We start from the raw sequence: 13762 nt of genomic DNA on the forward strand, positions 1-13762 counted from the left end.
CTAGCTAACCCTTTTCATCTATGTTCTAACTTCTTGACTCTAACTTCTAAATACCGATTCTATGAACACATATATTCTGGTTATCAACCCAGGTTCAACATCAACAAAGATTGCAGTCTTTGACAAAGATGAACCACTTTTTGAACAGACGCTACGCCATACAAATGAAGAGTTGGCTACGCTAAAAAATATAGACGAGCAATACCGTTTCCGTAAGGAGGTTTTGCTAGATACCTTAAAAGAAAAGCAATTTGACCCTGCCAAACTTGATATGATTATCAGCCGTGGTGGTCTATTGAAACCCATTGAGTCAGGTATCTATGAGGTCAATAATCAAATGATTGAAGACCTTAAGAACAGTACGTTACAACATGCCAGTAACCTTGGTGCCATGATGGCTAAAGAATTGGCTGAAGAGTTGAATATTCAAGCTTATATCGCAGATCCTGTAGTAGTGGATGAACTAAGCGAAGTAGCACGCTACTCAGGACACCCAAACTTCCCACGCAAGTCGGTATTCCATGCCTTAAACCAAAAGGCTATTGCACGCCAATATGCAAAGCAGAACCGTTGCAAGTATGAGGAACTCAACCTGATTGTCGTTCACCTTGGTGGAGGAGTGTCAGTAGGTGCTCATCAGGCAGGAAGAGTAATCGATGTCAACCAGGCGCTAGATGGAGAGGGACCATTCTCTCCAGAAAGAAGTGGTACATTACCAGTTGGAGACCTGATCAGAGCTGCCTTCAGTGGTGAGTATACAAAAGAAGAGCTATTGAAGATGGTTGTAGGCGAAGGAGGCATGGTTGCTTACTGCGGCTCCAATGATGCTTACAAAGTCGAGCTTTCTGCTATAGGCGGCAATAAAGATGCTGCTATGGCATACAAGGCAATGGCTTATCAGGTAGCCAAAGAAATCGGAGCCATGAGCACTGTACTGAAAGGTAATGTAGATGCTATTCTGATTACTGGTGGTTTGGCTAGAAGCGAATACCTTGTAGACATGATCAAGGACAGCATAAAACATTTAGGTAAAGTGGCAATCTTCCCAGGTGAAGATGAAATGAAAGCCCTTGCCATGAATGCTCTGCTGCTGAAACGCAAAGAAATTGTGACTAAGGAATATAACTAAATAGCAGCTCCTGTTATTAGAATGTATAAGAAAGCCAGACTCAGTGTGAGCTAAACACTGAAGTCTGGCTTTTATATTTCAATCTATTTAGTAGCTATCGTAGCTTCCTAACATTTAGCTATCTTGCTCACCAAGCTTTAATGTCTTGAGGTTAACCTCTTTTTGATATACTTGCTTGAAGCGGTCTGTCACCCTAATAGTAACAGTTTGAGCCTGAGCAGATGGTTTAGCAAAAAACATATGGTCTGTCAGGATAGGCTCTACCCACTTTCGGATGGATGGCTTGGCAGGTCCTAAGTGCAGCTGCATCGACCAAGGGTCATTGACTGTTCGCTGATTCATTTCCCCTTTGACCACTCCATCTTCCAACCATTCTACTTTCCACTCAGGGTCCCAGTTCCATACATTTACAGAAAACTCATCAGAGAAGTCTTCTACCGCACCAACAGGATAAACCCTGAACTGATGATTTCGTTCCTTGCCTGTCGCCTTGTGATACCAACTGATATCAGCCCCGTTCACCTCATAAACGCCATATCCACCTGGTGTACCATCCTGACAGATAGGCCCTGTCCACCAAGCACCACAAACCGTTCCGTGTACGTGCTCAATGACATTTTCACTGTCAAACATCTTCTCATTGAAATGAGTGTGTCCTGACATAATATGTGCCTTGAATGGCTTCAGAATACGGTATAACTCACGACGGTTGGCTACCACGCCTCCGATAGGCTCATCTTTCAGGTTATCTCTACGCTGCGTACCTGTATTGACAGGAATATGCACTGACACAACCACTGTAGCTCCTGGCTTCACATGCGCCAAGTCCTGTTCCAACCAAGCAAATTGTTGTTCTGTGATATAGCCAATATACTTTTTCGATTTGCCAATAAAGAATACGTCATCCAATACGACATAGTGAATCTCTCCACGATTGTAGGAATAGTAAGTTGGTCCAAACTGCTTTTTGAATGTGACAGCAGAGTAGTCATCTGTACGAGCATCCAAATCCATATCGTGGTTACCGATCACTTGGAAGTATGGGATACCCGTTTGCTTTATGGCTTGTCTGTAGTCTTCAAACAGTTCAAACTTGTCCCACACCAAGTCTCCACAACCAATACCGTGAAACAATACACCGCTGCCATAACTCCTGATGAGCTTTGCGGTATCAGGTGCTGAATCGGTATTTAGCAGTTTCGCATCAGCTGCGGTACGAATCTGTGGATCTGCCCATACAATAAAATTATGCTTTGTATCATCCTGCTGAAGCTTTTTCAACTCAAAGTCTGCTACAAACTGTCCATTCTTAGCTGCTATTTTTTGGAAAAACTGTGTGATGCCATCCTGATTGGGGAATTCATACCCTCTTGGAATAGAAATATGGACAAACTCAGCTGTTGCGTTACTCAGGAGTTCATAACGTCCTTTTGTGTCAGTCAGTACCACGTTGATACCATCTGTTACGGCAACTCCCACCAAGCCTTTACCTCCTGACATTACACGTCCTCGCAACTCTATTGCCGACAAGTCTTTGGCTAATGTAGCTCCCTTCTTTTCACGAGCAGACAATCCACCCACCATCATCGGAGCCCCCAGCATGGTTATACCCAATGACTTCAGGAAACTTCTTCTTTTTTGTGCCATTGATTCTCAGTTTTTAAAAAGTATGAAATAAAGGAGCGATGCCAGCACCAAGGCACTAACATCGCTACAAGTTGTCTATCTAAAATCCATTCTTACTTTTCCCACCAACATTTGATGTTGATATCATCTCCCCCCATTTCCTGCACTACCTTGTTGTAATTGTCTCCGTTACTGATCTGTACAATATCAGGATACATATAACGAACAGGTACTTGCTGGTTATTCAACATGGCATCCGTTTTCGGTAAAACCGGATATCCTGTTCGACGATATTCAAACCACTGCTGAAAATCGTTAAAGAACAGTGCATAATACTTCTGCAACATGATCTGCTCCAGTGTGCCATCATATGCGGTGTATTCATTCTCAAAATAACCGTCTGGTAACTCACCTCCCCATTGTTCGATAGCTGCCTGTACACCTGCTTGATAGTGCGCTTGTGCATCGCCACTCATAATACCTTGCTGAATCAGCTCTGCCTTGATGAATTCTACCTCAGCATAAGACATGACTACTGATATCATTGGTGCAATCACCAATGCCTGAAGCATATTAGAAGGGGTGAAATCAAAGTTTTCACTGGCATCATAACCACTCGGAATCCCTTTGTATCCAATTTTGGTCTGACCATCTGCCGCCCTAGCTTCTGAACAGAAGATCGGCAATCTTGGGTCATTGAAGTTGTTCAGGTTTTCAATGAAAAACTCCGATGTTGCACGACCTGTCGTCAAATCTTGTGGACGCCCCCAAGGAGATACATTTGGTGTCTCGCCTGTAATGGAAAGAATAGCCGCATCTTCATTGCTGGTGAATATCGGATAAGTTTCAGGGTCTTCGAGCATCTTTACAAGCTCAGGATATACATTCATCTCACTTCGGTTCGATACTCTCAGCAACAGGCGCAAGCGTAGTGAGTTAGTGAAACGTTTCCAGCTATCCACATCATTGCCATAAAGGATTTCATTGCCAAATACCATCGAACGGGATACATCATAAAGGCTGTTGGCAGAATCCAGATCAGTCAGCAACGCGGTATAAATATCCTGTTGTGTATCGAATGCAGGATAGAAAATCCCCTCACTTCCTCTCACTGCTTCTGTCATTGGAATATCTCCAAAACAATCTGTCAGAATGGAGAAGCCCCATGCATTGAGTGTCATTGCGATCGCCTGATAGTTTGGATCTTCAGCTGTAATAGCTGCATCCCTCATTTCCCGAACATTATTCAACCAACGGTAATAAGTCTTCCAAGTAGAATTTCCTGATGCTGGTGTCAGGTCATAACGGTGGTACCCTCCAGCAGCACTAGGAAAAGGTAGCGCTACCTGCATAATGTCAAAGGTAAATGCTTCGCTTCGGGCAGTTCCAAAACTTGCCATCTCATAGATGATGGGGTTCAGCAATGTACCCGGACTGATCTGGTCAATACGGTTCGGGTCAGTATTGATTTCGTCAAAATCACTGGTACAAGCAGTAAATGACAGGGCGCCTAACGCAACCCCCATTGTCACCAATATATTTTTGATATTAAACATCATTATTTCAATCACTATATGCTTAAAAGATTCAGAATAATGGCTGTCATTCCTGTTTGAAGGCTAAGGCTTCAGGAACCACAGAGTGCTTAAAGCTCTAAAGTCAGGTTAACCCCAACAATACGAGTAGACGGTAACTGTCCCATTTCAATACCCGGCAAAATCGTCGAGCCATTCAAGGCTGCTGTCTCAGGGTCAAAGATTGGGAAGTTTGTGATCATCATCAGGTCACGACCGTATACAGCCACACTTGCCCTTTCGATTGCAATACGTCTCAACCATTCTTTGGGCAGGTTATACTCAAGGCGTACTTCACGCAGCTTTAGGTAAGATGCATCAAAAGAGTTTGCCTCCACATTGGCACGTCTGTAATACTCCTTGTAGTACTTCTGTACTGCTACCTCTGTCGTATTTGATGAGTAAGTTCCGTCCTCGTTTAGCACTACACCATCCCCAACGATAAAGCCATCTTCACGCCCTGCCAATGTGTGTTTCAACTTGCCTTGCTCTGACATCTTGTGGTGTGTCTGTGAATAGATAATGCCACCATACTGACCATCCAGCAAGAAACTGAAACGGAAGTTCTTGTACTTGAACTCGTTGTTCCAACCACCTTTCCAGTCAGCATAAGCGTTTCCGATGTACTGAATTTCATCAGGGCGTACTGGCAAGCCACTTTCTGCATCGTACACAATCTCTCCTTCAGGTGAGCGAACAAATCCATAGCCGTAGATATCGCCTGTTGTACCTCCAACTTTGGCTATCAGGGTAGCATTACCTCCAGAACCAATAATCTGTTCGTCAGTCAGCTCCTCAGGCAAGGACAATACCTTGTTGTAGTTTTTCGACCAAGTCACTGTCGTATTCCATCTGAAGTTCTCTGTCTGTACCGGAGTACCATTCAATACCAACTCGATACCTCTGTTACGGATCTCACCACCATTCATTACAGCACGGCTATACCCCGTAGTTGGGTCCACTGGCACATCCAGAATCTGGTTGTTGGTGATCGTCTGATAAAAGGTCAAGTCCATACCGAAGCGGCGTTGGAACATGTAGTATTCCAAACCTGCCTCATAGCTCAACGATTGCATTGGTTCAATATCAATATTTGGCAGGGTAGTAGGTACTGAAGCTGAAGATGGGAAATCACTCAGTCCATAGTAACTTCTGTCACGATATGGAGATGTATCACTTCCCACCTGAGCTGCTGACAATCTCAGTTTGGCATAGGATACAGGACTAGGCAATGAGAACATCTCACTCAACACAAAACCGGTACTGATAGAAGGGTAGAAGTAAGCGTTATTCTGAGAAGGCAATACACTGTACCAGTCGTTACGACCTGTGATATCCACAAAGATCATATCGTTGTAGGAGAAAGTTGCCAGTCCGTACATACTGTTTACCTTACGGTTCCAGTCTCTTGGCGTAACCGTTGGGTTATTGATACCATTAGAAAGCTTATACACGCCCGGTGTTACCAAGCCATCCACAGCCAAATCTGTTCTTCTATATTCTTCAGATCTCATATTTCCTCCCAATGAAATCCTTAAGTCAATACGATCTGACAATTTATCCTTATAGGTCAACAATGCGTCTGTGTTCACCTCATAATTGCTGATGTTCTGTATCTTGTAATAGCCATTCTTATAATTGGCTGAGCTGAATGGGCGTTTCATTTCACGCTCCTGTTTACCCAAGTTGATTGCTGAGCGAACCATCAAGTCAAACTTGTCTGAGAACTCATAAGTTGCAGACAAATTCCCCAACATCGTATGGCTGTTGATCGAGTTTGTCATCTCATATGCAATCATGTAAGGGTTGTCGATATAAGAACTGAATGGGTGTATTTGGTCTACTTGGTTCTGACCTTCTTTCCAGATTGGCTCATACCAAGACAAGTCAACATTTGGGTTCTGGAAAATCATAAAGTATGCAATCGACTGGTTGTTATAACCTGTAGCAGGCAAGTTGTCGCTTTTCTTGTTGGCGTAGTTAACCTTGGCACTCAACTTCAGACGGTCAGTCAGTTTATGGTTGAGGCTAAGAGATGAGTTGATTCGCTCATAACCTGTGTTTGGCATGATCCACTCATTTTTAGAGTGTGTGATCGAGGCACGTACCGAACTGTTTTCATCGCCCCCTGAAAGTGCTATGCTATTGGTTACAGTTGAACCTGTTCTCCAAAAACCTTTGATATTGTCTTCATACGGTCTCCACAGTTGACGCTCCAATGACTGTCCTTCTACAGTAGGATCATACTGATAGTACATCTGCCCGTCAAACTTAGGTCCGAAAGCACTACTTGTACTACCTGTATTTCCTCCATCTTCAGATGCCTTATAAGAGTAGTACCATTCACCATCCTCATTAAAGTAAGCTCCCGTACCTTGCCCATACTCATATTGGTAGTCAGGCCATTTCAATACTGTCTGAAAGTTCACATTTGAATTGAGTGTAACACCAATTCCCTTTTTCTTACGTGCACCTGACTTGGTCGTGATAATCAAAGCTCCATTCATCGCTCGGTTACCATACAGTGCTGTTGCTGAAGCACCTTTCAGTACAGTAATACTTTCAATATCATCAGGGTTAATATCAGATACGGCATTACCAAAGTCGATAGGCACATCACTTCCTGAACCAGCTCCATAAGCACTGCTCACTCCAGACTCAGTAATGGTGTTATTCAATGGCACCCCATCCAATACGATCAAGGCATTGTTGGCAGAAGGATCCAAGTTATTGTCACCTCTCAAAACTATTCGGGTAGAATTGATAGGGCCAGAACCAGAACTGTTCATCGTCAGACCTGCTACCTTACCTGAAAGTGCTGCTGCCCAGTTATTCGAGCGAGCATCATTCAGCTGTCCAGCGCCTAACTCCTGTGTTGCATAACCCAAAGCTTTCTGGTCACGCTCAATACCCAATGCTGTTACAACAACTGTTTCCAGTGTCTTCTCATCTTCTTGCAGTACAACGTCAATGACTGTACGCCCATCGTATAACAGTTCTAAAGTCTGGTAGCCCAGAAACCGAAAGATGATCACATCCTCATTGGTCAGTGCTCTATCACTGGACAGCTTATAACGACCTTCCATATCGGTGATGGTTCCTGTTGTAGAACCTTTGAATAAGACACTTGTTCCTGGTAATGGCTCACCTGTTTGTGCATCTTTTACCGTACCTGTAATCACCGTCTTTCTAAGCTGAGAATACTTTTCAGGCATGGACACGGAAATACTCTTATTAAGCTGCTGATATTTCAAGTGAAACTTCACGGACAGTAAATCCAACAACTCTGCTATCTTGATTGTACGTTTACTCAGCGAAAATTTCACCTTGCTTCTTGATACTGACTCATCGTACAAAAAGACAAAATCCGTTTTTTCTTCAATCTGAATAAAAACTTCTTTTAGGGTATTGTCTTTGGCTTCAAAAGTAATGCTGACCTGATTCAGGTTTTGCCCCAAAGTATTATTGGCAAAGAGAATTTGAACCGCCAGCAACTGAATCAAAAGGATACAGCACACCTGTTTTGATGCTGACATCAATTGCTTTAAAGCATTAGAAAACATGGACATTGATGATATGTATATTTGTTTTAAACAATGGTTGTCTTTCATCCAGACAAACCTTTAAAAAGCGATTTGGAAACCAGAATTTTCAGCACAATAGACTCTTTCTCATTCGAATAACCTTAAGTTCTGTAAAGCTTATTCCTTATACTTATCCCTCAATCAACAGGAGAGACAAGATTATCGATAACACATTGTTATATGACTAATTTCAAACAATGCTATTTTATCTAATCCAACGTCTGGTTCTTAAAAGAAAGTAGTAAGTGATCTGTTACATAGGCTTTCTAGTTATGAGTATTTTTAAGCTTAATGGAATTGTCTTCAGCCAACTCCCAACCTAGTTTTTTGATAAAGCATATCTGATTCAACAGGTTTGATAACTTGTCATGCTTGAACCTTCCTGAAATGGTGAGCTCTCCCAATTCCTGAGATTCAAAAGTGACTTGCTTATCATATACCCTTTGGATGATTCTAGCTACTTCCTTCAGAGAAGTATTTTCCAAACTTATTACTCCTGACTTCCAGGCCAGTACTGCATTTATATTGGATTGCTGTTTTTTCAAAGCGCCTTCTGCGGTAAGCAAAGCTTCCTGATTGGCTACCAGTACCACCCCATCTTCAGGCTGTAAAGGCGTATGTACCTTCACTTTTCCTTCCAGTACACTTACTTTAGGAAGTTCTTCTTCATATGATTTTACATTGAATGAGGTGCCCAATACTTGCGTTACCAAGGAAGCCGTATGAATGGTAAATGGACGCTCAGTATCCCGGTTTACTTTGAAGAATACTTCACCAGTCATTTTTACCGAACGATGATCTTTTGCAAACTTTTCAGGAAAACTGATACTGGATGCCGCATTGAGCATCACGTGGGTACCATCCTCCAATATAAGCTCCAACTGCTGTCCATTCTGAGTGGATTTGGTGATCCAGTTAGGCTCAGTATAGGTCATATGGCTTTGGTATAGGTTATACCCTCCAATAATCAAAAGCAGAATTACTGCTGCATATTTCCACAAATTGGTTGCGATAGTACGAGGAGCTATTCTGACAGTCTTAGGCTCTTCCTTAAGATTTGCCTTGATTCGCTGTAAGATTTCCTCACGAATAGGGGATAAATCCTCTTCACCACCTACAGGCACTGTCTTATGAGACTGTTGGAACCAACGGTCTACCAACTCTCCCTCCTCAGCTGTCGCGCTTCCTGACAGATACTTCTCTAATATTATATCGAACTCTTTTTCGTTTATCATCGCATTTGTGCCTTTTGCTCTATAGTAGAACTCGCAAGCCGGTACACCTATACAAAAATCTCCAAATAGGCAGGTTTAACGATTTGATAACAATGGTAAGGATTTGGTAACATCATTATAGCTTTGCCACTATCAGCAGCACCATAACAGCAAACTGCAATTCGGGACTATTTCTCAGGTGGTTCAGAGCCTTGTTGATCTGGTTTTCTACTGTGCTCTTTGAGATCTGTAGCTTTTGGGCGATCTCCTGATTGGAAAGGTGTTCGTAGCGGCTCAGGTAGAAAACCTTCTGACATTTAGGAGGTAAGTTCATCAGACTTTTTTTCACTTCTTCCTGAAGCTCCTGATAGTAGAAATCATCCTCTACACAATTGGTTTCCAAAACTTCATTGAACTGGTCCAGATAGTTCTGCTGTAGCTTTTCCTTACGGATATGTTCAATCAGACGATATTTTGAAGCTTGATACAGGTAGGCATAAACATTTTTCACCTCCAGCTCCTTTCGCCTGTTCCATAAGTCCATGAAGATTTCCTGCACGATATCTTTACTGAAGTCCTCATCTTGGGTAATGGATTGACTGATATGGTAAAGTCGTTCCCAGTACTTATTGTATAAGCCTTCAAAAGCCTTCCAAGAGCCTTTTTTTAGGTCTTGCAGCAATGACAAGTCTGCTTCTTTATGCGTTTCTTTCGACATGTTCATAGTGGATTGAATATGATATGTCCTACAATTGACTTCGAAAGTTGATAAATGACAGCCAAATCTTCTTTATAATTAAAGTTATGAAATGTTTAATTTTTACAGGGTCGTTCAACTTATCATCTCTTAAGAACCGTGCATTGTAGCCTATTGACTACGCCCAAACACTAGAGAAAAGCTCAGGCTCTAAAGCACCTCCAAATAGAAGTCAATCTTTAGAACCTGAGCGTCATTGTTTATTCAGGTGGCAGGTCAAATAATTTGATTCTACCAATAATCCTCCAATTTTACTGCAAACACACAGCGGTTATCCGTTCCATATTTAGAAGTCGGATATTCTGTTACATTCCACAATAGCCCAGTAGACGATTCATAATACAAATCTTCAGCACCATGTGGCCAACGGTAACGAACAGTTGTGCTACCTTCTACTGCTTTGCTTAGTCTCGCTGTAGAGCCTTCATATGAACTATTTCCGGTATGGATTAAAAAGCTTTTGCCATATCTGGTAAATGCGCCTTGTACCCTGTAAACAGGTCCTTCATATTTATCTTCAGGGGCTATAATTTCAGGAGCGATTGAGGTATCGATATCTCCATTTGAATCCACGTAGAAAGAATTAATTACAGGACTTCCAGAAGTCAAATACTGCCCCGTAGTTAACCTTAAGTCACTGTCATTAATGCCATAACTTAGCGACAAGCAAGAGAAAGGATCACCTTCTGATATTGAGTAATAGCCAACCTGAGGCAGGATGTATCGATAGCCTAATGCATATATCTGGTTGCTAGATTCATCCCATCCACAAATGGTACCTGCATCCGTATAGTTCACCTCAATGATTTTTGTCAGGTCAAATACCCTGATTCCCAAATTTGTACTGGCGACAAACAACTTTCCATTATGACATGCCACCCCACCAGCGTGTATATCAACCGGCCTGAAGGTCTCCAACTGTGTATATTCGCTGGACGTTTGAGTCGTTCGGCTCTGCACCAAAAGGATATGGCGGTATTTTATATTACTCATATCTGTGATATCAACCAGTGATACCCTTGAGCCTTTATAATAATCTTTGGCATACCATGACACTACCACATACCTTCTGCCATTCCAATTGAAACCACCTACTCCCTGAGGGTACCACTTTTCCGTTTGGGTATCATCAGCATTCCACTTGAAACCAATCTGCTGATTGCCTGATGGTATATTAAAACCATATACTGAAGTATATCCTGACTTAGATGCAGTTCTATTTAAATAAACATCATCAGGCTCTATAAAGCCGTATGTTGAGAAAAAATCAGCAAGGTCTTCTTGGGAGGTATAGTTTACAGTTCCAGTAGTCCTCAGAGAAGCATCATCTTGAGTTACGGCAGTAGTTGCCTCTGGAGTAACAGCTTCAAGTGTCTCATCAGAACACCCAAAAGTCATCACTCCACAAATGACTAAAAGCCAAAGATTAAAAGTTTTCATGGTTATTATTTTAAAGATTCATATTTATAATGTTCAGGGTTGATCACTTCTCATTGGCTATTACAAGGTTGGTAGCTTTATTCGATCAACAGCCATATGAGATAGTCCTAAAAAGAAATTGAATTGAAGATAACCAGCTTGGCTAACGTATACACTTCCCTAAAAACAACACACACATAGCTTATGATCATACCTCTCAAGGTATCAATCACCAAACATAAAGCACATTGTTACAAACATAGCCATCTGATGGTTATGGTTACTTTTCCTTTTTTTAACCTATAGTAGAACTCACGAGCGGACACACCTATATGAAAATCTCCGAATGGACAGGTTTAACGATTTGATAACAATGGTAAGGTTTTGGTAATACAGCTATAACAAACAGTATTTTGAATCTGATAATTGGTTTTGTTGGTATGCTTTCTTTATATCTGAACTTCCTCCTCACTTTCTATTGTTTTATGAAAGCTATCAACAACAGTTTGCTGCATCCCTTGCAGCATATTACTACCTATACTTAAGTCCCTGCTCAACTTATGCCACTCACCAATACTTTTATCAAGGTAACCCTCTGTTTGCTTTTTGTCCTCACTGCACTACAAGGCTATACTCAGACTGACTCCCTTCACCTAAGACAGGAACAGGTACTGAGACTGATAGAAAAATATGACTCTATCCACACCAAGGACAGTCTTGACCTGAAAACGATAGAGCTGAAGATCGGTAACCTTTCTGATGACAGCGTAACCCGAAACAACCTGTTAAGTAAGCGAAAGCTACTGAAAGAGACCCTTGAGCAACATAAAATACGAATCAGACAGCAAGTAGACTCTTTACGTGCGCTCACAAAAGGTGCTCCTGTTGTTTCTTTTGAAGACACTCTATTCTATATCTACTCCAAGCTTGGGCCTCTCACACCTGCTGACCGTGCTAAAAACATAGAGCAAAAAGTGGAAGCGCTTATTGATCAAGGTGTTTTTGATTCAACCAAAATAAACGTTTATGAGGGCATGGAAAGCCATGATGTGATGTATGATACCATGATCATCATGAGTGTCACTGATCAAGATGCCTTCTGGATGTCCCATAACCGTCAAAAGACAGCCGATCAATATGCCCGTATTCTCAAGAAACATATCAACACCTATTACAAGCAGTCAGGTTGGCTATATACTTTAGGAAGGGTAGCACTAATGCTACTGGTACTCGCAATACTTTACCTCAGTATAAAGTATATGAACAAAGGCTTTACCCGCCTGAATAACTGGGTGATGAGTAAGTGTAGACAGTACCTTAAGGGGATTAAGTTCAATGACTATGAGTTTCTTTCACAGGAACAACAAGCCAAACTGGTCAGGGCACTCTTAAGGGTAATGAAGTGGATAACCATTGCCATTATTGTCTACCTGGCACTACCTTTAGTATTTGGTATTTTCCCAACTACCAAAGGCATTGCCATGACCTTAATAGGTTATGTTCTCAATCCGCTGGAGACTTTTCTCACGGCTATTTTTGATTACATTCCTACCCTGTTTACAATCCTGACTATCATTTTGATTACACACTATTTTGTCAGCTTCCTGCATTTTCTTTCTAAAGAGATCAGAGATGACAAACTTCAAATACCTGGCTTCTATCCTGAATGGGCACTGCCAACCTTCAGCTTGCTCCGTATTATTCTCTATGCGTTTGCCTTTATTGTAATCTTCCCATACTTGCCCGGCAGTGACTCACCCGCTTTTCAGGGAGTAAGTGTATTCTTTGGGTTACTCATCTCACTTGGCTCGTCTTCTGCTATCAGTAATATTATTGCAGGACTAGTTATTACCTATATGCGGCCTTTCCAGATTGGAGATCGTGTCAAAATAGGGGAGGTCACTGGAGACGTTCTAGAAAAAACATTGCTGGTTACCAGAGTCCGTACCATCAAGAATGAAGACATCACCATTCCCAACTCCACAATTTTGAGTGGAAGTACCATCAACTACAGCGCTAACGCACGGAGCATCGGGCTAATTCTGAACACAACCATTACCATTGGCTATGATGTACCTTGGAGACAAGTACACGAACTCCTGATTGCTGCAGCCTTAAAGACTGAGCATATCAAGCAAGATCAGCCTCCTTTTGTGTTTCAAACTAGTCTTGATGACTATTACGTCAGTTATCAACTCAATGCTTTCACAGATCAAGAATCCATTGCTGCCCGAATCTACTCAGAATTACACGCCAATATTCAAGATGCCTTCAATGAGGCAGGAGTGGAGATCATGTCACCTCAGTTCCATGCCAAACGGGATGGAAATACAACCACCATTCCTGCTCAGTACTTGCCACCTGACTATAGGCCACCTGCATTTAATGTAAGAATAGAAAAAGAAAAAGGTAGGGAAGAGGAGTGATGTTATACTTCAGGATACAACCTTGATAATCTT

8 protein-coding genes are annotated in these 13762 nt (G+C 41.9%); 2 read left to right on the forward strand and 6 right to left on the reverse strand.

Translation table 11 applies throughout. From position 1 onward, the window contains the following. The first annotated feature begins 61 nt into the window (after positions 1-61). Positions 62-1129, forward strand: coding sequence for a butyrate kinase (buk, locus tag V6R21_RS28110; protein WP_334246824.1), 1068 nt, complete (start codon positions 62-64; stop codon positions 1127-1129). A gap of 114 nt (positions 1130-1243) precedes the next feature. On the opposite strand, the gene V6R21_RS28115 is transcribed toward buk, so the two are convergent. From V6R21_RS28115 to V6R21_RS28140, 6 genes are all read right to left on the reverse strand, one after another. Continuing rightward, positions 1244-2776 carry a calcineurin-like phosphoesterase family protein gene (locus V6R21_RS28115; protein WP_334246825.1) on the reverse strand — a complete coding sequence of 511 codons (1533 nt, stop codon included), beginning with the start codon at positions 2774-2776 and terminating at the stop codon, positions 1244-1246. Positions 2777-2868: 92 nt separating this feature from the next. Continuing rightward, complete coding sequence (locus V6R21_RS28120; RefSeq protein WP_334246826.1) at positions 2869-4314, reverse strand: SusD/RagB family nutrient-binding outer membrane lipoprotein; 1446 nt, start codon at positions 4312-4314, stop codon at positions 2869-2871. Positions 4315-4400: 86 nt separating this feature from the next. Continuing rightward, on the reverse strand, positions 4401-7898 hold the full coding sequence (locus tag V6R21_RS28125) for a SusC/RagA family TonB-linked outer membrane protein (RefSeq protein ID WP_334246827.1): 3498 nt from the start codon (positions 7896-7898) through the stop codon (positions 4401-4403). Between the two features lie 281 nt (positions 7899-8179). Next, on the reverse strand, positions 8180-9148 hold the full coding sequence (locus tag V6R21_RS28130) for a FecR family protein (RefSeq protein ID WP_334246828.1): 969 nt from the start codon (positions 9146-9148) through the stop codon (positions 8180-8182). 115 nt (positions 9149-9263) lie between these two features. Continuing rightward, positions 9264-9845: an RNA polymerase sigma-70 factor gene (locus V6R21_RS28135; protein WP_334246829.1), complete on the reverse strand. Its 582-nt coding sequence runs from the start codon at positions 9843-9845 to the stop codon at positions 9264-9266. Between the two features lie 270 nt (positions 9846-10115). After that, entirely contained in the window at positions 10116-11324 is a 1209-nt protein-coding gene (locus V6R21_RS28140; protein WP_334246830.1) for a hypothetical protein, read from the reverse strand. A gap of 539 nt (positions 11325-11863) precedes the next feature. On the opposite strand from V6R21_RS28140, the gene V6R21_RS28145 reads away from it, so the two are divergent. Next, positions 11864-13729 (forward strand): mechanosensitive ion channel family protein, encoded by a 1866-nt coding sequence (locus V6R21_RS28145; RefSeq protein ID WP_334246831.1) that lies wholly within the window; start codon positions 11864-11866, stop codon positions 13727-13729. The last annotated feature ends 33 nt before the right edge of the window (positions 13730-13762 follow it).

The sequence above is a fragment of the Limibacter armeniacum genome (assembly GCF_036880985.1).
In the GTDB taxonomy this organism is placed as follows: Bacteria; Bacteroidota; Bacteroidia; order Cytophagales; family Flammeovirgaceae; genus Limibacter; species Limibacter armeniacum.